At 57.4% G+C, this 22,255-nt stretch carries 16 protein-coding genes; 7 read left to right on the top strand and 9 right to left on the bottom strand.

The window, feature by feature from the left end; genetic code table 11:
• Positions 1 to 16: 16 nt before the first annotated feature.
• The 7 genes from nusA (at position 17) to ACJJU9_RS21160 (ending at position 8,913) form a co-directional block, all read left to right on the top strand.
• Complete coding sequence (gene nusA, locus ACJJU9_RS21190; protein WP_153334004.1) at positions 17 to 1,498, top strand: transcription termination factor NusA; 1,482 nt, start codon at positions 17 to 19, stop codon at positions 1,496 to 1,498.
• A gap of 27 nt (positions 1,499 to 1,525) precedes the next feature.
• On the top strand, positions 1,526 to 4,039 hold the full coding sequence (infB, locus tag ACJJU9_RS21185) for a translation initiation factor IF-2 (protein WP_048385662.1): 2,514 nt from the start codon (positions 1,526 to 1,528) through the stop codon (positions 4,037 to 4,039).
• 158 nt (positions 4,040 to 4,197) lie between these two features.
• Entirely contained in the window at positions 4,198 to 4,596 is a 399-nt protein-coding gene (gene rbfA / locus ACJJU9_RS21180; protein ID WP_048373275.1) for a 30S ribosome-binding factor RbfA, read from the top strand.
• Positions 4,597 to 4,599: 3 nt separating this feature from the next.
• Positions 4,600 to 5,517 (top strand): tRNA pseudouridine(55) synthase TruB, encoded by a 918-nt coding sequence (truB, locus tag ACJJU9_RS21175; protein WP_407729453.1) that lies wholly within the window; start codon positions 4,600 to 4,602, stop codon positions 5,515 to 5,517.
• Positions 5,518 to 5,679: 162 nt separating this feature from the next.
• Complete coding sequence (rpsO, locus tag ACJJU9_RS21170) at positions 5,680 to 5,949, top strand: 30S ribosomal protein S15 (protein WP_407729452.1); 270 nt, start codon at positions 5,680 to 5,682, stop codon at positions 5,947 to 5,949.
• A 225-nt stretch (positions 5,950 to 6,174) separates the two neighbouring features.
• Entirely contained in the window at positions 6,175 to 8,280 is a 2,106-nt protein-coding gene (gene pnp / locus ACJJU9_RS21165) for a polyribonucleotide nucleotidyltransferase (RefSeq protein ID WP_178110033.1), read from the top strand.
• 279 nt (positions 8,281 to 8,559) lie between these two features.
• A complete protein-coding gene (locus ACJJU9_RS21160) occupies positions 8,560 to 8,913 on the top strand; it encodes a BON domain-containing protein (protein ID WP_048385656.1) in 354 nt (117 codons plus the stop codon).
• 414 nt (positions 8,914 to 9,327) lie between these two features.
• On the opposite strand, the gene ACJJU9_RS21155 is transcribed toward ACJJU9_RS21160, so the two are convergent.
• The 9 genes from ACJJU9_RS21155 to ACJJU9_RS21115 all read right to left on the bottom strand — a co-directional run bounded on the left by ACJJU9_RS21155 (position 9,328) and on the right by ACJJU9_RS21115 (position 22,253).
• A complete protein-coding gene (locus ACJJU9_RS21155; RefSeq protein WP_407729451.1) occupies positions 9,328 to 12,252 on the bottom strand; it encodes a DUF748 domain-containing protein in 2,925 nt (974 codons plus the stop codon).
• Between the two features lie 109 nt (positions 12,253 to 12,361).
• Complete coding sequence (locus ACJJU9_RS21150) at positions 12,362 to 13,375, bottom strand: class I SAM-dependent rRNA methyltransferase (protein WP_407729450.1); 1,014 nt, start codon at positions 13,373 to 13,375, stop codon at positions 12,362 to 12,364.
• Positions 13,376 to 13,449: 74 nt separating this feature from the next.
• Entirely contained in the window at positions 13,450 to 14,319 is an 870-nt protein-coding gene (locus tag ACJJU9_RS21145) for an oxygenase MpaB family protein (RefSeq protein ID WP_407729449.1), read from the bottom strand.
• 47 nt (positions 14,320 to 14,366) lie between these two features.
• The gene (gene pgi / locus ACJJU9_RS21140; RefSeq protein ID WP_048373288.1) at positions 14,367 to 16,031 is read right to left on the bottom strand and encodes a glucose-6-phosphate isomerase; all 1,665 of its coding nucleotides are present in this window, start codon (positions 16,029 to 16,031) and stop codon (positions 14,367 to 14,369) included.
• Between the two features lie 267 nt (positions 16,032 to 16,298).
• On the bottom strand, positions 16,299 to 17,159 hold the full coding sequence (gene panC / locus ACJJU9_RS21135) for a pantoate--beta-alanine ligase (protein WP_048385648.1): 861 nt from the start codon (positions 17,157 to 17,159) through the stop codon (positions 16,299 to 16,301).
• Positions 17,156 to 17,956 (bottom strand): 3-methyl-2-oxobutanoate hydroxymethyltransferase, encoded by an 801-nt coding sequence (gene panB, locus ACJJU9_RS21130; protein ID WP_123751740.1) that lies wholly within the window; start codon positions 17,954 to 17,956, stop codon positions 17,156 to 17,158. The genes panC and panB overlap by 4 nt, the downstream gene beginning before the upstream one ends.
• Positions 17,957 to 18,162: 206 nt before the next feature.
• On the bottom strand, positions 18,163 to 18,663 hold the full coding sequence (gene folK / locus ACJJU9_RS21125; RefSeq protein WP_278940825.1) for a 2-amino-4-hydroxy-6-hydroxymethyldihydropteridine diphosphokinase: 501 nt from the start codon (positions 18,661 to 18,663) through the stop codon (positions 18,163 to 18,165).
• A 3-nt stretch (positions 18,664 to 18,666) separates the two neighbouring features.
• Positions 18,667 to 20,058, bottom strand: a complete 1,392-nt coding sequence (locus tag ACJJU9_RS21120; RefSeq protein WP_048385644.1) for a polynucleotide adenylyltransferase PcnB — start codon at positions 20,056 to 20,058, stop codon at positions 18,667 to 18,669.
• Between the two features lie 755 nt (positions 20,059 to 20,813).
• A complete protein-coding gene (locus ACJJU9_RS21115; RefSeq protein WP_407729448.1) occupies positions 20,814 to 22,253 on the bottom strand; it encodes a sigma-54-dependent transcriptional regulator in 1,440 nt (479 codons plus the stop codon).
• Between the last annotated feature and the right edge of the window lie 2 nt (positions 22,254 to 22,255).

The raw sequence follows: 22,255 nt of genomic DNA, 5'->3' as shown, positions 1-22,255 counted from the left end.
AAAGGCGAGGCGTACGATGAGCAAAGAAGTACTGCTGGTTGTTGAGTCGGTGTCCAATGAAAAGGGCGTACCGGCAAACGTAATTTTTGAAGCGCTGGAGCTGGCTCTGGCCACCGCTACCAAAAAGCGTTTTGAGGACGAAGTCGATCTGCGTGTGGAAATCAACCGCCACACCGGTAACTATGAGACTTTCCGTCGCTGGACTGTGGTCGAAGACGAAGATCTGGATGATCCAGCAATCGAGTTGGCGGTAGACCAGGCCCAGGCAAAACGGCCAGGCGCTGTAGCCGGCGATGTTATCGAAGAGAAAATCGATTCCATCGAATTCGGTCGGATTGCTGCACAAACGGCCAAACAGGTCATTGTGCAAAAAGTCCGCGAAGCTGAGCGTGCTCAAGTAGTCGATGCTTATCGCGAGCGTTTGGGCGAGATCATTTCTGGCACCGTTAAAAAAGTGACACGTGACAACGTGATCGTCGATCTGGGTAACAACGCTGAAGCGTTGCTGGCCCGTGAAGACATCATCTCGCGTGAAACTTTCCGTGTTGGCGTACGCCTTCGCGCATTGCTGAAAGAAATTCGCACCGAGAACCGCGGTCCTCAACTGATTCTGTCGCGTACTGCGCCAGAGATGTTGATCGAGCTGTTCCGTATCGAAGTTCCAGAGATCTCCGAGGGCCTGATCGAAGTGATGGCGGCCTCCCGCGATCCTGGATCACGCGCTAAAATTGCCGTTCGCTCCAAAGACAAACGCATCGATCCGCAAGGTGCCTGCATTGGTATGCGTGGTTCACGCGTTCAGGCAGTGTCCGGCGAGTTGGGCGGAGAGCGAGTGGATATCGTCCTTTGGGATGACAACCCGGCGCAGTTCGTGATCAACGCGATGTCGCCAGCAGAAGTAGCGGCAATTATTGTCGACGAAGATGCCCATGCAATGGACATCGCCGTTGGCGCAGACAATCTGGCCCAGGCGATTGGTCGCGGCGGTCAGAACGTACGTTTGGCTAGCCAGTTGACTGGCTGGACCCTGAACGTGATGACCGAATCGGACATCCAGGCTAAGCAGCAAGCAGAAACCGGCGACATCCTGCGCAACTTCATCGAAGAGTTGGAAGTTGATGAAGAGTTGGCGCAGGTGCTGGTTGATGAAGGCTTCACCAGCCTGGAAGAGATTGCCTACGTACCGGTGGAAGAAATGCTCAACATCGACGGCTTTGACGAAGATATCGTCAACGAGCTTCGCGCTCGGGCCAAGGATCGTTTGTTGACTAAAGCCATCGCTACTGAGGAAAAGCTGGCAGACGCCCATCCGGCCGAAGACCTGCTCTCGCTTGAGGGTATGGACAAGGATTTGGCGATGGAACTGGCGGTGCGCGGCGTAATTACCCGCGAAGACCTGGCCGAGCAGTCTATTGACGACCTGCTCGACATCGACGGCATTGACGATGATCGTGCCGGCAAGTTGATCATGGCCGCCCGAGCCCATTGGTTCGAGTAATTAGGCGCGGCCTGAGGAGAGAAATGCATGACGCAAGTCACGGTGAAACAACTGGCCGATGAGGTCAAAACACCGGTTGAGCGCCTGTTGCAGCAGATGCGTGAGGCAGGTCTGCCGCACACCGCCGCCGAGCAGAATGTGACCGACAGTGAGAAGCAAGCTCTGCTGACTCACCTGAAAAGCAGCCACAAGGCGAAAGTGGAAGAACCGCGCAAAATCACTTTGCAGCGTAAAACCACCAGTACCCTGCGTGTTGCTGGAAGCAAAAGCATCAGCGTTGAAGTACGCAAGAAGAAAGTCTTCGTACAGCAAAGCCCGGAAGAAATCGAAGCCGAGCGCAAGCGCGAGCTGGATGAACGCCGCGCAGTAGAAAATGCTGCACGTCAAAAGGCTGAAGAAGAGTCCAAGCGTCGCGCCGAAGAAGAAGCGCGTCGTCAGCCTGCGGCTGTTTCGGCTCCTGCACCTGCTCCTGCTGCCGCCCCTGCACCTGTGCAAGCTGCACCGGCAGCAGCGCCTGCGCCAGCTCCTGCAGCCGATGCACGCAAGCGTGATGAACAGCGCCGTCCGGACAAACCACGTGCTGACGACAACAATCGTCGCGGTGGCGGCGGTGATGGCGAGCGCAAAAACGCTCCGCATCGTGCTTCTGTTAAAGAAAAAGCGCCTACTCCACGCGTTGCTCCTCGCACTTCCGAAGAAGAAAGCGATGGCTTCCGTCGCGGTGGTCGTGGCAAGAGCAAGCTGAAGAAGCGCAACGCTCACGGTTTCCAGAGCCCAACCGGCCCTGTGGTTCGTGACGTACAGATTGGCGAAACCATCACTGTCGGCGATTTGGCTGCACAGATGTCGGTCAAAGCTGCCGAAGTGATCAAGTTCATGTTCAAGCTGGGTACTCCAGCCACCATCAACCAGGTACTGGATCAGGAAACTGCCCAACTGGTTGCTGAAGAACTGGGCCACAAAGTCACTCTGGTCAGCGACAACGCCCTGGAAGATTCCCTGGCCGAGTCCCTGAAGTTTGAAGGCGAGTCGTTCTCCCGTGCTCCGGTTGTGACCGTAATGGGTCACGTTGACCACGGTAAAACGTCCCTGCTCGACTACATCCGTCGTGCCAAGGTTGCTGCTGGCGAAGCCGGTGGTATTACTCAGCACATCGGTGCATACCACGTTGAAACCGAACGCGGCATGGTCACGTTCCTCGACACCCCGGGTCACGCCGCGTTTACCGCAATGCGTGCACGTGGTGCCAAGGCCACTGACATCGTGATTCTGGTTGTGGCTGCAGACGACGGCGTGATGCCGCAAACCATCGAAGCTGTTCAGCACGCGAAAGCGGCTGGCGTTCCGCTGGTGGTTGCAGTGAACAAAATCGACAAGCCAGGTTCTGACCTCGATCGCATCCGTAGCGAACTGTCCGTTCACGGCGTGACCTCGGAAGAGTGGGGTGGTGACACTCCGTTTGTTCCGGTCTCGGCGAAAATGGGTACCGGCGTTGACGAACTGCTTGAAGCTGTCTTGCTGCAAGCTGAAGTTCTGGAACTCAAGGCCACTCCATCGGCTCCTGGCCGTGGCGTAGTAGTTGAGTCCCGTCTGGACAAAGGCCGTGGTCCTGTTGCAACTGTTCTGGTTCAAGACGGCACCCTGCGCCAAGGCGACATGGTACTGGTCGGTTCCAACTACGGCCGCATCCGCGCCATGCTCGATGAGAACGGCAAGGCCATCAAGGAAGCCGGTCCATCCATCCCTGTCGAGATCCTCGGCCTGGACGGTACGCCAGACGCTGGCGACGAGATGAGCGTAATGACTGACGAGAAGAAGGCACGTGAAGTGGCCCTGTTCCGTCAAGGCAAGTTCCGCGAAGTGAAACTGGCGCGTGCTCACGCAGGCAAGCTTGAAAACATCTTCGAGAACATGGGCCAGGAAGAGAAGAAGACGCTTAACATCGTCCTCAAATCTGACGTCCGTGGTTCGTTGGAAGCTCTGCAGGGCGCTCTGAGCGGCCTGGGTAACGATGAAGTGCAAGTGCGCGTAGTGGGCGGCGGTGTCGGTGGTATCACTGAGAGCGACGCTAACCTGGCACTGGCCTCCAACGCTGTATTGTTCGGCTTCAACGTGCGTGCCGATGCCGGCGCTCGCAAGATCGTCGAGCAAGAAGGCCTGGACATGCGTTACTACAACGTCATCTACGACATCATCGAAGACGTCAAGAAAGCCCTTACCGGCATGCTTGGCAGCGACGTTCGGGAGAACATCCTGGGTATTGCTGAAGTCCGCGACGTGTTCCGTTCGCCTAAGTTCGGTGCAATCGCAGGTTGTATGGTTGTGGAAGGTGTTGTTCACCGTAACCGTCCAATCCGTGTACTGCGCGACGACATCGTTATCTTCGAAGGCGAGCTGGAATCCCTGCGCCGCTTCAAGGATGACGCGTCTGAAGTACGTGCCGGCATGGAATGCGGTATCGGCGTCAAGAGCTACAATGACGTCAAAGTCGGTGACAAGATCGAAGTGTTCGAGAAGGTCCAGGTTGCTCGCAGCCTCTAAATCGCGAGCTTCAAGAGCAAGGACGAACCATCGCATGCCCATGCGCTGTGCTCGGTCCGGACTCTAAACGCAACGCCCGGTCCGGCTTCTGTCTGGCCGGGCGTTTGCCGCTTTCAGAACGCATGGGTTTCCCATGGGTGAGTAACAGGTAACAAGACATGGCAAAAGAATACAGCCGTACCCAACGTATCGGCGATCAGATGCAGCGCGAGCTGGCCCAGCTGATCCGTCGCGAAGTCAAAGACCCGCGCGTAGGTCTGGTCACCATTACGGCGGTGGAAGTGAGCCGTGACGTCGGTCACGCCAAAATCTTCATCACCGTCATGGGCCAGGACAACTCGCAAGACATCGCTCAGACCATCAAGGTGCTGAACGCTGCTGCGGGCTTCCTGCGTATGCAACTGGCACGTGAAATGAAGCTGCGCAGCGTTCCTCAATTGCACTTCCACTACGACGAAAGCGTCGCACGTGGTGCGCACCTGTCCGCTTTGATCGAGCGCGCAGTGGCTGAGGACAACCAGCACGACGCCTCTGCTCCTGAAGACACCAAGGAGTAAGCGGTGGCTCAGGTCAAGCGTATCCGTCGTAACGTCAGCGGCATCATCCTGCTCGACAAGCCGCTTGGATTCACCTCCAACGCGGCCTTGCAGAAAGTTCGCTGGCTGCTTAATGCCGAGAAGGCAGGGCACACCGGTAGCCTCGATCCATTGGCCAGCGGCGTATTGCCGTTGTGCTTTGGCGAAGCCACCAAGTTTTCGCAATACTTGCTCGATTCCGACAAGGGTTATGAAACCCTGATGCAATTGGGCAAGACCACCACCACCGCCGATGCGGAAGGTGAAGTTTTGCAAACGCGCCCAGTGACCGTTGGTCGCGCCGATATCGAAGCCGTTTTGCCTAAATTTCGTGGGCAAATCAGTCAGATACCGCCGATGTACTCGGCGCTCAAGCGCGATGGTCAGCCACTTTACAAGTTGGCGCGTGCGGGTGAAGTGGTGGAGCGTGAACCGCGTTCTGTTACTATTACCCGCCTCGAATTACTGGCCAGCGAAGGCGACACCGCGCGCTTGTCGGTTGACTGCACCAAAGGCACCTATATCCGTACCCTCGTGGAAGATATCGGTGAAGAACTGGGCTGTGGTGCATATGTTGCAGAGTTGCGACGCTCACAAGCCGGGCCTTTCAGCCTCGCGCAGACCGTGACGCTGGAAGAGCTGGAAGCTGTACACGCCGAGGGCGGTAACGAAGCGGTTGATCGCTTCCTGATGCCATCGGACAGTGGCTTGCTCGACTGGCCGCTGCTGCACTTTTCGGAGGCCAGCGCGTTCTATTGGCTCAATGGCCAGCCGGTACGTGCTCCCGATGCACCCAAGTTCGGTATGGTGCGGGTACAAGATCACAACGGTCGCTTTATCGGTATCGGTGAAGTGAGCGAAGACGGGCGTATCGCGCCGCGTCGACTGATTCGGTCAGAATGACCGGAGCAGCTCGGTTCGAGGCTTAACGGTCGCGGGCCGAACTGAAAGAGGGTGGCTGTTATTAGGCACGGTCACATCTCACTTTTTTAATACGAGGATTTGTCCTCGGCCTATTGGATCTGTCTTGCTTGCAAGCAGAACCCTAAAGAAAGGAAATGCCTCATGGCACTGACAGTTGAACACAAAGCAGAAATCGTAAAAGACTACCAGCAAGCTCCAGGTGATACTGGTTCTCCAGAAGTGCAAGTTGCACTGCTGACCTTTAACATCAACACGCTGCAAGGTCACTTCAAGGCCAACGATAAAGATCACCACTCCCGTCGTGGTCTGATCCGCATGGTAAACCAGCGTCGTAAGCTGCTGGACTACCTGAAAGGCAAGGACATCAGCCGTTACGCTGCGCTGATCGCTCGCCTGGGTCTGCGTCGCTAATAGCGATGTTGCTAGAGGCTGGTTGTTTGTTGTGCGCCTGTGGGGTTCCCACGGGCGTGCGGCAGGCTTCCAGCCTCAAGTTTTATCTGGACCAGACGGATTCTTACGAAAGCTCACCCTAGCGGCTGCTTTCGTAAGCATCTTGAGTCGGGCACGCCCCGGCGGTGCACACGTTTTTCGCAAGAAACCCGTTCCCCAAGAGTCACAAAGAGAAGGTAGGACACCGTGAACCCGGTTATCAAAAAATTCCAGTTCGGTCAGTCGACCGTCACCCTCGAGACTGGCCGTATCGCCCGTCAGGCTTCCGGCGCAGTATTGGTCACCGTTGACGACGACGTCAGCGTGTTGGTGACCGTTGTCGGTGCCAAACAAGCTGATGCAGGCAAGGGCTTCTTCCCTCTGTCTGTTCACTACCAAGAAAAAACCTACGCCGCGGGTAAAATCCCGGGCGGTTTCTTCAAGCGTGAAGGTCGCCCTTCCGAGAAAGAAACCCTGACCTCGCGTCTGATCGACCGTCCGATCCGCCCGCTGTTCCCGGAAGGCTTCATGAACGAAGTGCAGGTTGTCTGCACCGTTCTGTCCACCAGCAAGAAGACCGATCCGGACGTCGCTGCGATGATCGGTACCTCGGCTGCCCTGGCCATCTCCGGTATTCCTTTTGATGGCCCAATCGGCGCAGCCCGCGTTGCTTACCACGAAAGCACTGGCTACCTGCTGAACCCGACTTACGAGCAACTGGCCGCTTCGAGCCTGGACATGGTTGTTGCCGGTACGTCGGAAGCCGTGTTGATGGTTGAATCGGAAGCCAAAGAGCTGACCGAAGACCAGATGCTGGGCGCGGTACTGTTCGCTCACGACGAGTTCCAGGTTGTTATCCAGGCCGTTAAAGAGCTGGCTGCTGAAGCTGCCAAGCCAACGTGGGACTGGGCTGCTGCCCCAGAAGCCACCGCACTGCTGGGCGCGATCCGTGCCGAGTTCGGCGAGGCGATCTCCCAGGCTTACACCATCACCATCAAGGCCGACCGTTACGCTCGTCTGGGCGAACTGAAAGACCAAGTGGTTGCCAAGCTGTCCGGTGAAGAAGGCCAGCCTTCTGCCAGCGAAGTTAAAGCTGCATTCGGCGAAATCGAATACCGTACCGTTCGCGAAAACATCGTAAACGGCAAACCGCGTATCGATGGCCGTGACACCAAGACTGTTCGTCCTCTGAACATCGAAGTTGGCGTTCTGCCAAAAACTCACGGTTCGGCACTGTTCACCCGTGGTGAAACTCAGGCGCTGGTGGTTGCAACGCTGGGTACTGCGCGTGATGCACAACTGCTGGATACCCTGGAAGGCGAGAAAAAAGACCCGTTCATGCTGCACTACAACTTCCCTCCGTTCTCGGTAGGCGAGTGTGGTCGTATGGGTGGTGCAGGTCGTCGCGAAATCGGTCACGGCCGTCTGGCGCGCCGTTCGGTTCAGGCCATGCTGCCTGCTGCTGACGTGTTCCCGTACACCATCCGTGTGGTATCGGAAATCACTGAATCCAACGGTTCCAGCTCTATGGCTTCGGTCTGTGGTGCATCCCTGGCACTGATGGACGCTGGTGTTCCGATGAAGGCACCGGTTGCCGGTATCGCCATGGGCCTGGTTAAGGAAGGCGAGAAGTTCGCAGTTCTGACCGACATCCTGGGTGACGAAGACCACCTGGGCGACATGGACTTCAAAGTAGCCGGTACCTCCAAAGGTGTTACCGCGCTGCAGATGGACATCAAGATCAAAGGCATCACCGAAGAAATCATGGAGATCGCCCTGGGCCAAGCCCTGGAAGCTCGCCTGAACATCTTGGGCCAGATGAACCAGATCATCGGTCAGTCGCGTAACGAACTGTCGGCGAACGCGCCGACCATGATCGCGATGAAAATCGACACCGACAAAATCCGTGATGTTATCGGTAAAGGCGGCGCGACTATCCGTGCAATCTGTGAAGAAACCAAGGCTTCGATCGACATCGAAGACGACGGTTCGATCAAGATCTTCGGCGAGTCCAAAGAAGCAGCAGAAGCGGCTCGTCAGCGCGTTCTGAGCATCACCGCTGAAGCTGAAATCGGCAAAATCTACATCGGTAAGGTTGAGCGCATCGTCGACTTCGGCGCATTCGTCAACATCCTGCCAGGCAAAGACGGCCTGGTTCACATCTCGATGCTGAGCGATGCTCGTGTTGAGAAAGTGACTGACATTCTGAAAGAAGGTCAGGAAGTTGAAGTACTGGTACTGGACGTGGACAACCGCGGCCGTATCAAGCTGTCGATCAAAGACGTAGCTGCTGCCAAGGCGTCGCAAGCTTAATCGCTGCGAACGCCTGCTTTGAAAAAGGATCCTTCGGGATCCTTTTTTTATGCCTGCACAAAAAACAGTGCAAAAGGCCATGATTGAAAAGCCGCAACTTGCATGCTGATTTGAATGGCGTCATGCAATCTGCACGACAGGCTAAAAATGAATGCTACGTAAGTCATTGATAATAAAGGATTTTATTGTTTTAAAAAGTTGGCACAGGCCCTGCAATAGTACTGGTAACCCTGCTGCTGTGAGACGGCGCAGATTTTTAAGAAGACAGGAGTTACTTGTATGAAGAAGTTCGCTATTGCTGCCGCAACTGCCACCGCTCTGACCATGACTCTGGCCAACGCTGCGTTCGCAGCTCAAGCAACGACTCAAGCGCCGATGGTTGTTGCCGCGGGTGAAGTCACCAAAGCCAAGGAAGCTACTTCTGATACTTGGATCACGACCAAAGTTAAATCTGACCTGCTGACCGAAAAGGGCATTCCAGGTTCGGACATCAAAGTTGAAACCAACAAAGGTGTAGTGTCCCTGTCCTCGACAGTTGCGATCACCGATGCCCAGAAAAAGATCGCGGTCGATATCACCAAGAAAATCAAAGGCGTTCAAGCTGTTTCGGCTGACGGCCTGAAAGCAGAGTAATACCGCTAATTCGTAGAGCCGGGGGAAAGCAGGAGCAGGTGATTTAAGCGTTACGCCTGCAGCTTTCAGAATAGGTTCATGCGACGGCCACACGGATGTGGTCATTACAGCCCCCGGCGTACTGCGCCGGGGGCTGTTCTATTGTGTAGGGCCAAGCTCCAAGATTAAAAGATCGCAGCCTGCGGCAGCTCCTACAGGCCGGGTGGTTAGCCGAGCTGTCGCGCAGCAAACAGGACACCGATAATCGTCAGCATCCCCCAATCGGTTCCCTCTCCTGCGGGAGAGGGCTAGGGTGAGGGGGCTTTTAGATCAAAAGCCAGATAGATCGCGAGACAAGCTCGCTCCTACAGAGCGCTCAGAATCAATCGCTTATTTTTTGTGTGATGACTGTCGAGGTCCGAAGGTTTCAGGCCTTTACTCACTGTCCAAGTGCAGCGGTGAAATCACTCGGCCATCGCTTTCGGCTTCGCCCAAGGTGGCGTCGATGAAATACACGCGCTCATCAGCCAAACCGCCTTTGTCGACAAGGTAGTCCTTGATACTGCTCGCCCGCTCCTGGCCCAGTTGGCGCAGCAGCACGTCGCTTTTGCTCCAGAAGTCGATCAACGCAGCACTCATTTTGGCGGCGCGTTCATCGCGACTCAGCTTGGCCCACTCCGCAGGGGGTTGCTGCTTGAGACGTGCCCGGTAGATGCCTTCCAGCAAGGGGCCTTTTTCATCCTCCGGGACCTTCAGCAACGATGCTTGGGCTGGCACTTTGTCGCCACGGCGCTGGAGGATCTTGTAGTAGTTGTACTGGTACTCACGCTCCAGACGCTCTTGGGCAATCAGCGGGCCGTCGCTGCTACGAGCAGCCGTGCCTTCAATCTCCAAACGCAAAGCCGGGCGTTGTTTCAAGGCTTGCGCCAGTGTGTTCAGGGCCTTTTGCGCTTCAGGGCTCAGCTCGCTGGAGCCTGGCGCGAATGACACTGTGCCAAGGTCTTCAGAGCCACCACCTGTGATCAGCCCGCCAATAAACTTGAACGGCGCTTGGGCGGCACGCAGGACCAAGTTGCGCAAGGTTTGCCAAACAATCGGCATCACACTGAACTGCGGGTTGTTCAGGTCGCCAGTTACCGGCAATTCGATCGAAATCGTGCCGTCGGTATCTTTGAGCAAGGCCACCGCCAGTTTCAGCGGCAGGTTGACGGCGTCGGGGCTATCGACCTTCTCACCCAGCTGCAACTGCTCAATCACCACCTTGTTCTCAGCCTTAAGCTGGCCTTTGGTAATCAGGTAGTGAAGGTCCAGGCTCAGTCGGCCCTTGCGAATGCGATAACCGGCGAATTTGCCTGAATAGGGCGTCAGCGTGGTCAGTTCGACGCGTTTGAAGCTGGTGGCGATATCGAGGCTGGCCATCGGGTCAAAAGGATTGACGTTACCCTTGATCGTGACCGGCGCGTAGCGGTCAACCTTGCCCGCCACATTCACACTGGCCGGTTTGGCCTGACGGCTGTCAATGGTGCCAATCTCACCGTTGAGCTGTTGAATGGCCGTGGCAAAAAACGGTGTCAGGGTGAAGTCGGCAAAGTTGGCCGAGCCGTCATTGATCGCAATGCCGCCCACATGAATGGCCAAAGGCTTGCTCGCGCTTGCTGCCGGTTTGGTCGCGTTTTTCGCGTCCTTGGTGGGGGCTTGCGGGATTAACAAGTCATCAATGTTGGTGGTGCGGTCATCGTTGATCATGAAGCGCACGTAGGGCTGTGTCAGGTTGACCTTGGCAATCGACAGGCTGTCGTCGTGCTGGTACTTGAGGTTTTCGAGTACCAGGCGCTGCCACTTCAGGAAATCACGGTTTTTCATCGTGTCCAGCGTGTGCAACTGATCGACCTGGGCACGGCCTTCTACGGTAAAGGCCAGCGGTTCGGTGCCTTTGAGGTCCACTGCCAGATCACTGCCGAGCATGCCGCTGCGCAGTTCCAGGCGCAGAAACGGGTCGATGTAGGCTTGGGCGACGCGCAGGTCGATGTCTTTGGTGGTGACTTTGAGTTTCGCGCTGATCGGGCTCAGGTTGACGTCGCCGCTGGCCGTCAGCTTGCCTTGTTTACCCACTCCGGTGTCGAGTGTGACCGTGAAGGGCGAGCGGTTAAGGCTGTCAAAATTCTTCAGGTTGAGGTTGAGCGGGCCAACATCCAGTGCGACGGGTGTTTTGGGCTCTTTGTCGGCCAGGTGTACCCGGTAGTCGCGCAACTCAACGTCCTTGAGCAGCACTTGCCAGGGCTTGCTGGGTGCTACCGGGGCCGGTTTGGGAGCCTCAACGGTGACGACTTCATCGGTTTTGTGTGCCGGTTTGGCCGGTTGGCTGGCAAACAGCTTTTGCCAGTCGAGCTGACCATCTTTTTCGCGGGCGGCCCAGGTCTCCAGGTTGTTGCTCTGGATTTTACCGACCACCACCTGCTGTTTGGCCAAATCGACAGTAGTGTCGCTGACCGTCAAACGTTCCAGACGCGCCAGCGGACGACCATCCGGGGCATTGACCTTGAACGGCGCAATGCTGGCCGTGAGGTTGTTCAGGACCAGTTCGGTGTCTTTGGCCAGGTTCAGCGTGTAGTCCGTGCTGAAGTTCAACACGCCATTTTCAAGTACCAAGGGCAGCGCATCGCGCACATACGGCCACCAGGCTTTCATTTGGCTGTCGGTGACGCTGAGCTTGCCGCTGGAGGCAATCGGCACCAGGCTCAGCGTACCGGTCCAGTCGATGCGCCCACCGGCTGGACCGTTCGCTACCAGGGTCATGTTGGCGTTGTCTTCGGGCAGGGTGCTGAGGTTTTTCAGTTCAAGGTTCATCGAGTCATACAGAAACTCGATCGGCTCGCTGGGCCGCTGATCAATAAAATGCAGGTAGCCGTCAGCGAGCTTGATAGTGTCGATGCGTACCGGGAAAGGTTTGCTGTCGGGGTTGTCAGGCGTTGGCTCGCTGGCTGGCAACTTGAACAGCTGGGCTAGATTGAACGTGCCGTCCTTGTTGAACAGCAGTTCGGTCTTGGGCTTGTCCAGTTGCACGTCGGTCAGGTGCAGGGCTTTGGTCCACAGGCTGTCGACTTGCAGGTTGGTGTAAAGGCGGTCGAACCCGACTTGTTCCTTGCCGGGTTCGCCCACTCTAAAGCCCCACAGCGTCAGCTCGAGGCTGAAGGGGTTGAACTCCAACCGGTCGAGTTTGGCAGGAACAGTGGCGTAGTTGGCTAGCTGCTGATTGATGATGCGCAAGCCGACGCCGGGCACGATAAAGAAGCCCAGCACGCTATAAATCGCGATAGCCGTTAACACTGCGCCAATGGCGCGTAACAATCCTTTGAGCATGTGAGGCGTCATCTTTACGTTCAGGAGTGCCTTTGAGTATGGCACGCGTTTCCGGTTCCGATATGAGCGCCTTATTTCGGGTAGGACTTTTCCCTTTATATGCTGCGTTTTAGAACTGCAAAATCAGCGTTTTCAGCGGCGGCTGGTTATCCATGGACGGGAAGTCTGCAGCGGGTGTCAGGACCTGCCAGTCGCGCACGGGGCGGCCAGCCTTCTCGGCGCAGCGCAAGACTTGCTCACGCCAATCGTCCATGCTGACTTTTGCCAGGTTGTTACAACAGATCAGCACCCCGTCTTTGGCGGTGGTGAGTACCGCAGGCTTGAGCAGGCTTTGATAGTCGCGCAGCAGGTCGACGGTGCCGAACGCACTTTTGGCCCAGGCTGGCGGGTCGAGCAGCACCAGGTCGTATTCACGCTGATCGAGGCGCGGGTAGGCCGGCAGTTTGTGACGGCGTTGTACGATGGGCAGCCCGGCCAGTTGGCGGATTGCGGCGAAGTAGTCGGACTGCACAAACTTCATTTTTTTCAGTTCCGAGTTCAGCAGGCCATTTTCACGGCCTACCGCCAGGTTGCCCTCGGCAAAGTCCAGGTTGCAGACTTCACTGGCCCCGCCCGCGGCTGCGCTCAGGCCCACACCGCAGGTGTAAGCAAAGAGGTTGAGGACGCTTTTACCTGCGCTGTGTTGTTTGACCCAGCCGCGTGCATTGCGCAGATCGAGAAACAACAGCGGGTCCTGCCCAGCATGGCGACCGCGAACGCGGTAGTTGAGCCCCCATTCGTGACCGACCATGTCAGCCAGCGCAGCCTCTTCAGCTCGGTACACCGTGTCTTCGCGATCGATGCGCGAGTTGCCCTGGGAGCGGTCGTTGTAGACCAGCAGCAATTCGAGGCCCAGGTGCTGGTTGATGGTGTTATGCAGTTGCAGCAGATCATCGCGCTCAAGGCGCTGATGGAAGCTTTGCACCAGCAACTGCGGGCCGTAGCGGTCGATGGTCAAACCGCCAGCGCCTTCCTGGCTGCCGTGGAACAGGCGATAGCAATCAGTGCCCTGGCTGTGCAGCTCGGCCAGCAGATCGTGACGATTATCGAGGGCGGCGCGCAGCGCCTGATTCAAGGAAGACATGCGTTGCGCCTTGGGGGACAGATAAGGCGCGGCAGTTTAACAGAACAGACGCTGTCACCGCTGCCTGGCACCCGTCATTCAAGCCTCATACGCCGTCGTGCGCGTTGCACCGAGCCATTGCGCACGGCCCAGCGCAAGATCGGCGCGGTGCTATTCACGCACGTGCGCACGAGCTGGCGCGTGACAGGACGTTGTTCAAGCCCAAGTTGATCACTGGCCCAATCGGGCAGCAAATCAATCCCGGCCTGCATCATCAATGCTCCAAATGGTTTGGCCAGCAAGCTGGGGGCGGGCGCATTGAGCAGCAGGCGAATCACTTCATGGCTGCGTTCGTCACATAGCAACTGCGGGCGAACACGGTCGAGGTACTCGGCGATTTGCTGGCGTGAGCGCGGCACCTGCGTAGCGCCCAGGCGTTCAGCGACCAAGGCTATTTCGTCGTAGTAACGGTCTTGATCTTCGCCAGACAAATGCGGATTACGGTAGCGAAGATGGGCCGCAAGAAAGTTGCTGACTTCGGCCACATGCACCCAGGTCAGCAGTTCAGGGTCGCTGGCGGCATAAGGCCGGCCATCAAGCCCGGTACCGGTCACTTGCAGGTGAATGGTGCGTACCTTGTCGATCAACCAGTTGGCGTCCGCGGTGGAGCCAAAGGTGGTGCCGGAAATAAACTGCCCGGTGCGACGCAACCGGCCCAGCATGTCCTGGCGGAAATTGGAGTGGTCCCACACCCCGGCCAGGGCCAGTGGGTGCAAGGCTTGCAGCATCAAGGCGCTGATGCCGCCAATCAGCATGCTGGTGAAGTCACCGTGCACACGCCAACTGATCGAGTCCGGGCCAAACAGGCCAGGGTCGCCTTTAGGGTTTTCGAGGTCGAGACGTCCGAGCGAAAGCCCGGTCAGGCTCATGATCTGGCGTTCGATGGGGCGGCGGATAAGTTCCATGGGGCCTCGGTTGAGCCAGCCAGTCGGGAAGACTGGCTGGCTATCAATCAACCGCGATGACGGCCGCGGAAGTAGTTGATCAGACCTTGGGTCGATGCGTCTTCAGCTGGCTCTTCGAGGTTGCCGGTCAGGCGGTTGTAAACGCCTTTGCCGAGTTCTTTGCCCAGCTCAACGCCCCACTGGTCGAACGCGTTGATGCCCCAGATAACGCTTTGTACGAAGACTTTGTGCTCGTACAGCGCCACCAGCGCACCCAGACGGCGCGGGCTGATGCGTTCAACCACCAAGGTATTGCTCGGACGGTTGCCCGGGATGACCTTGTGCGGCGCGAGCTTTTGCACTTCGTCTTCGCTCATGCCCTTGTCGCGCAACTCGGCTTCGGCTTCTGCGCGGGTTTTACCCAGCATCAGCGCCTGGCTTTGCGACAAGCAGTTGGCGTACAACCACTGATGGTGATCGGACACCGGGTTGAAGCTGACAATCGGCACGATAAAGTCGGCCGGAATCAGCAGGGTGCCTTGATGCAACAACTGGTGATAAGCGTGCTGACCGTTGCAGCCTACGCCGCCCCAGATCACCGGGCCGGTGTCGGTCGAGACCGGTGTGCCGTCCTGGCGTACGCTCTTGCCGTTGGATTCCATGTCCAGCTGTTGCAAGTGCTTGGTGATGTTACGCAGGTAGTGGTCGTACGGCAGGATCGCGTGGCTTTGCGCGCCCCAGAAGTTGCCGTACCACACACCCAGCGCGGCCATCAGCACCGGCATGTTCTGTTCGAACGGGGCGTTCTGGAAGTGCTGGTCCATGCTGTAAGCACCGGACAGCAGTTCTTTGAAGTTGGACATGCCGATGGCCAGTGCAATCGGCAAACCGATGGCCGACCACAGCGAGTAACGACCGCCTACCCAGTCCCACATCGGGAAGATGTTTTCTTCGCGAATACCGAACGCTACGGCCGCCGCGTTATTGCTCGACACGGCGATAAAGTGGCGATGCAGTTCAGCCTCCGAACCACCCTGAGCCAAGTACCAGGCCCGCGCTGCTTGAGCGTTCTTGAGGGTTTCGAGGGTATTGAAGGATTTCGACGAGACGATAAACAGCGTGGTTTCGGCGCGCAGTTTTGCGGTCAGTTCGTGGAACTCGCTGCCGTCGATGTTCGCCAGATAGTGGCAGCGAACGCCTTTTTGCGCGTAGGACAGCAGTGCTTCAGACACCAGCTCAGGGCCGAGGAACGAGCCGCCAATGCCGATGTTGACCACGTCAGTGATTGGCTTTTCGGTATAACCACGCCACAGACCGTCGTGAATCCGGCCGACCAGCTCGGTCATTTGGTTCAGGACTTTATGCACCTGCGGCATGATGTTGACGCCGTTCACCGACAGTTTGTCGGCCACAGGGCGACGCAGTGCCGTGTGCAGGGCCGGGCGACCCTCGGAGGCGTTGACGATGTCGCCTTCAAACAGCGACTTGATCGCGTTTTTAAGATCGGCTTCGTTGGCCAGATTGACCAGCAAGCTGCGGGTCTGGTCGGTGATCAGGTTTTTCGAGTAATCCAGAAACAACCCGCAGCTGCTGAGGGTGAAATCCTCAAAGCGCTTGGGGTTGCTGTTGAACGCATCGCGCATGCTGAAATGTTGCATGTCGGCGCGGTGAAGTTTGAGCGCTTGCCAGGCGGGCAGAGCGGTAACGTCGTGAGGAGTGCGGTAGTACGCCATCGCTGCGAATATCCTTTTGCTTGAACTGCCTTTTGGACACTGAAAACACCGAAACCTTCGATCTGAGGTCAAGATTTCGGCTGGTCTGATTCTGCGCTTCATTCAGAAGCAGGGCGATTACAGTAAACCTCGCGCCTGCTTCTGTCTCGGCTTTGTCTGACACTGCTGCGTAACTTTTGTCACGAGCATGTTACTCGGGTACTACACAGTTTTCAGTGATAGGTGAAGGGTTAGGCGGCGGATCTGCTGTTCCGTGCAGTCTGCTTGTTAAAAAGAACCTTCAAGGTTCAGGTGAATGTTGTCGATCAGGCGTGTTGCCCCGAGGAACGCCGCAACCAGAATCACCAGATCGCGGTCATCGGCAGTGGCTGGCAGCAGAGTTTGTGCCTGGCGGATCTCCAGGTAGTCGGGGCGAAAACCTTTGGCTTCGATCAGCGCCAGGTGGTGGCGAACCAGACCGGCGTAATCGCGCTCACCGGCCTTGATGGCCTGGGCGATTTCGTTCAGATGGCGATACAGCGCTGGCGCGAGCTGGCGCTGTTCTTCGGTCAAATAGCCATTGCGCGAAGACAACGCCAGGCCGTCTTCAGCACGTACAGTCGGCTCGCCAATAATCTGCACCGGGATGTTCAGGTCAAGGACCATGGCGCGGATAACGGCCAGTTGCTGGAAGTCCTTTTGGCCAAAGATGGCCAAGTCGGGCTGAACCATATTGAACAGCTTGCTGACGACAGTGGTGACGCCGTCGAAATGCCCCGGACGGCGGCTGCCGCACAGTTCATTGCTCAGTTGCGCGGCGGTCACGCGGGTCAGGCCCGTCATGCCGTTTGGGTACATTTCTTCTACAGTCGGCGCGAACAGCAGGTTGCAGCCTGCTTGCAGGAGCGTTTCCTGGTCGGCCGCGAGCGTACGCGGGTAGGTGTCGAGGTCTTCATTGGCACCGAACTGCAGCGGGTTGACGAAAATGCTCGCCACCACGAAATCGGCTTGCTGAGCAGCGGTGGTGACCAAAGCCGCATGGCCGCTGTGCAGGTTGCCCATGGTGGGCACCAGGCCGATTTGTTTGCCTTCGCTGCGAGCGCGTGCGACGGCTGCGCGCAATTCGCGAACGGTTTTGACTGTGTTCATGCAGAGAACCCGTGTTCGGTGCCAGGAAAGCTGACGGCTTTAACTTCAGCCACGTAAGCGCTGATTGCTGACTGGATGTCGGGTTGACCCGTCATGAAGTTCTTCACGAACTTGGGAACGCGCCCGGTCAGTGACAGGCCGAGCATGTCGTGCAGGACCAGCACCTGGCCGTCGGTGTCACTGCCAGCGCCAATACCGATCACCGGGATTTTCACCGCGTGGGTGATTTCCTTGGCCAATTCACTGGGGACGCATTCGAGCAGCAACATGGCCGCACCGGCTTGTTCCAGGGCAATGGCATCGGCGCGCATTTGGCGGGCCTGGTTTTCGTTACGGCCCTGGACTTTATAGCCGCCCAGGACGTTGACGGTTTGTGGCGTCAGGCCCATGTGCGCGCACACGGGAATACCGCGCTCGGTCAGCAAGCGGATCGACTCGGCAAGCCACACCGCGCCTTCCACTTTGACCATGTGCGCACCCGCCTGCATCAGTTGGGCACTGTTGTTCAGGGTTTGCTCAGTGGTCGCGTTGGCCATGAAGGGCAGGTCGGCGAGGATCAGTGCGTCCTGGTTGCCGCGTTTGACGCTGGCCACGTGGTACGCCATGTCGCGGGTCGTGACTGGCAGAGTGCTGTCATGCCCTTGCAGAACCATGCCCAGGGAGTCGCCCACCAGTAACACTTCCACACCCGCCTGATTACAGACGTGGGAAAAGGTGGCGTCATAGCACGTCAGCATGGTGATTTTTTCACCTTTTTGCTTAAGGCTTTGCAGGGTGGTCAGGGTAATAGCCGGCATGAAAAAGGATCCTCGTCAGGCAGTGTGATAACCACTGCGTGTCACGCATGTGATTCATCGTAGAAGCAGGCACACCTTTTAGTAACGGTGCTTATAACGCCTGCTTTTCACATTGCGCCGTCGAATGGACGGCAGCGGGATGCCTATAGTCGTGACGGGGACACTGGAAGTCAATTAGAGGTGTTACCGCGTGGGTGTTACCGCGGTTATTGATTCGTTTCAGCGAATGGCGCCATACGCTCAAGGCCGACGAATGGGCAGTCTGCAAGCAATTGCTCAAGACGGCGGCCGTCAGCGAGTACCAGCGCTGCGGGCGCGAGTTCGGCCAGCGGGTACAGCACGAAAGGGCGGGCGTGCATATGGTAGTGCGGGACTTTAAGGCGAGGTTCGTCGATCAGGCGATCGCCAAAGAGCAGGATGTCCAGATCCAGCGTGCGCGGACCCCAGCGTTCGTGACGTTCGCGGCCCTGATCAAGCTCGATGGCTTGCAGGGCATCCAGCAGTTCCAGCGGTGCCAAGGCGCTGTCGATGGCCGCCACGGCATTGGTGTAGCGCGGCTGGCCGGGCAGTAACGAGTCGCTTTGATAGAACGCCGAAACACCGGCCAGAGTTGACTGCGGCAGTTGCGCCAGCGCCTGGACAGCGCTGCGCAATTGCTCTGTGGGCTCAGCCAGATTGCTGCCCATGCCGATGTAGATACGTTCCATCACTTACTCGTCTGCGCCTGCACGTTTACGCTTGCTACTGCTGGTACGGCGACGTTTGCGCGGGGCAGGGCCGGTGCCGTCATCCTTGGCATTGCTCAGTTCGCGGATCATCTCGCGGCGACCGCTGTCGTTGGCGTCCTGGTAGTCGGTCCACCACTCGCCCAGACCGTGGGTCTGTTCACCAGCGCTTTCACGCAACAGCAAAAAGTCATAGCCGGCACGGAAGCGCGGGTTATCCAGTAATGCATCGGCGCGTTTGCCACTGCGGCGCGGCAGGCGTTCTTGCATGTCCCAGATCTCGCGGATCGGCAGCGTGAAACGCTTGGGGATGGCAATGCGCGTGCATTGTTCTGCGATCAGGTCATGCGCTGCTTCCTGCATGGCCGGGATGGCGGGCATGCCACGGTCTTGCAATTGCATGACGCGTGTCGGCAGGGCTGGCCACAACAAGGCGGCAAAGAGGAACGCCGGGGTGACCGGTTTGCCTTGTTTGATCCGCAGGTCAGTGTTGCGCAAGGCTTCGCTGATCAGGGTGTGGGTGTACGTCGGGTTGTGCTCAAGTGCTTCGGCACTGGCCGGGAACAGTTGGTCGAACAACTGCAGGTCAACCAGCATCTCGAAGGTGTCTGCCGCGTTGCCCGACAGGAACAGCTTGAGGACTTCTTCGAACAACCGCGCAGACGGGATCTCGCGCAGCATCGGCGCCAGGGCCTGGATCGGTGCGGCGGTGTGTTTTTCGATACCGAAGTCGAGCTTGGCTGCGAAGCGCACCGCACGCAGCATGCGCACCGGGTCTTCCTGGTAGCGCTGCTGAGGGTCGCCGATGAGGCGAATCAGGTGATTGCGGATGTCGTGCACGCCGTTGGCGTAATCAAGAATGCGCTCGCTGACCGGGTCGTAATACAGGGCGTTGATCGTGAAGTCACGACGCTGGGCGTCTTCTTCAAGGGTGCCGTAAACGTTGTCACGCAAAATGCGCCCGCTTTCGTTACGCGAGGACTGGTTGCTGTCTTCCTCTTCGTCGTTTTGCGGGTGGTTGGCGCGGAAGGTCGCGACTTCGATGATTTCACGGCCAAAGTGGATGTGAACCAACTTGAACCGGCGGCCAATGATCCGCGCATTGCGAAACTCTGCACGCACCTGTTCAGGGGTGGCGCTGGTGGCAACGTCGAAGTCTTTGGGCGTGATGTTGAGCAGCATGTCGCGCACACAACCGCCGACCAGATAGGCCTCATAACCGGCGTTCTGCAGACGTTCGACGATGTTGACGGCGTAACGGCTGAATTGAGCGCGTTGCAGCGAGTGTTGGCCGCTGTTGAGCACTTCTGGGGTGCTACGCAGTTGTTGCGTGCGACGCTTGGGAGTACGGAGTGACTGGAACAGCTTCTTCAGCATGGGATGCACTGTTTGAAGGAATGTTCGGCCAAAACGAAGAATGACCGCATGATGGGCGGGGATTCTAGCATTTAGTCAGGGGATGGTGTAGGAAGCTGAGCCGCTCTTGCGCGCGAAGCTACAAACGGAACGCTATAAATAGCTACCAGAGGCTTGAGTTAGAGCCGGTAAGGGATTTTTTCTGAATCGCAGCAAGCACAAGGGGAGCCGAAGCTCCCCCAGAATTAGTTGCATGCTCTATTTTTATTATGAGTTTCGGGCTTTTTGTTTTTGTTAAGTGCCCTGGTTACCAGGTTTTAGCCTGTGTAACCCTCTCAAATTGAGAGATAAGAGCAAACGGATTGCTTTGGTCGCTGTGTTGATGTGATCAATGATCCAACTAGTTCAGGCTCTGCTTTAAGTGCAGTTTTTGTTGTTCTCTGCCTAGCCGTGGGGCAAGCCCCATGTACAACGCCTCTCCAAAACAATCAGTTAGCTGCGCCTCCGCCGTGTTGTTTTTGTTATGCGTGAGCCGATACGTCTTATTTTTATTGTGTGTTGCTGTGATTCTTATTGTTCTTGTACGAATACATATAGCAGGGGTCGTGCCAACTTTTGCGCGGCCCAGCAAAATAGGGGGTTTTCTGGCTTTTCACTTTTTGGCAGGCCAAAAAAAGCCGGGGTTTCGTTACCGTAAACCCCGGCTTTTGTTACGTGATTAATCAGCGGTAACAGTTTTCTCTCGGTGTGAGGTGTTACCTACGGCGTAACCCGTTTCAGTTTTCGCTGGCGACACCGGTTTTTCTGCGCGGAATGCCTAGACGTTGGCGACGTTCCCACAAGCATTTACGACTCACGCCAAGCTTGCGGGCCAGTTCGGTCTCGGTCATGTGGTCTTGATGCTCCAGAACGAAGTGCTGGAAGTAGTCTTCCAGTGACAGGTCTTCGGTCGGGTCCAGGCTGGTGTTACCGCTGCTGATGCTCTGTTGCGGCGCCAGGCCGATAAAGTCGTCGTCCTGCAAGTCGCTCAGTTCAATGTCGATACCCAGCAGGTCGGCCGAGATTTCCGGGCTTTCGCACAGGATCACGGCGCGCTCTACGGCGTTCTCCAGCTCACGAACGTTACCCGGCCATGAGTAATGGCTGATGGCGCGCTCTGCGTCAGGGGCGAACTTGAGGTCGGTACGGCCAATACGGGCGCTTTGACGGGCGAGGAAAGCGCGGGCGATTTCGATAACGTCAGCGCCGCGTTCGCGTAAAGGCGGCAATTTGAGCGCGATAACGTGCAAGCGGTAGTACAAGTCTTCACGGAACTGGCCAACCTTGGCCAGGTTCTTGAGGTCTCTGTGGGTCGCGGCGATCAGGCGCACATCGACTTTTTGCGACTGCACCGAGCCCACGCGGCGGATCTCGCCTTCTTGCAGCACGCGCAGCAAGCGCGCCTGGGCTTCCAGGGGCAGCTCACCGATTTCGTCGAGGAACAGTGTGCCGCCGTCGGCGGCTTCGACCAGCCCGGCACGCCCGGCGCTGGCGCCGGTAAACGCGCCTTTTTCGTGGCCGAACAGTTCGGATTCGATCAGGGATTCAGGAATGGCCGCACAGTTGACCGAGATCATCGGGGCCTTGGCGCGTTTGGACAGGTTGTGCAGGGCGCGGGCAACCAGCTCTTTACCCGTGCCCGACTCACCTTGAATCAGCACATTGGAATCGGTGGGCGCGACTTTGCGGATCTTGCTGTACATGTCGAGCATCGGTGGGCATGAGCCAATGATGCCGATTTCACCGTTGCTGTTGTCCACCGTGTTTTTGTCGGTGTTACCGGGCTTGGCGGCCGGGCGGTCAGCGGCGGTCACCGTCTGGCTGTTTTGCCGATCGCGCAGGATGCGCGCCACAGCCTGGAGCATTTCGTCGTGATCAAACGGCTTGGCGATGTAGTCGACCGCGCCCATTTTCATTGAGTCGACGGCTGAGCGCAGGCTCGCGTAGCTGGTCATGATCAGCACCGGCTTGCCTTGGCCCAGCTTGATCAGCTCGGTGCCGGGCGCACCGGGCAGACGCAAGTCGCTGACTATCAAGTCGAACGAGGGAATGCTGAAACGCTCTTGCGCTTCCTGTACCGAGCCGGCTTCGCTGACCTGGTACTGATTACGCTCCAACAGGCGGCGCAACGCGGAGCGGATGATTGTTTCGTCTTCGACGATCAAAATATGCGGCATTG

The sequence above is a fragment of the Pseudomonas helleri genome, from assembly GCF_045830615.1.
GTDB lineage: Bacteria > Pseudomonadota > Gammaproteobacteria > Pseudomonadales > Pseudomonadaceae > Aquipseudomonas > Aquipseudomonas helleri.
This window is presented reverse-complemented; position numbering and strand designations above follow the sequence as displayed.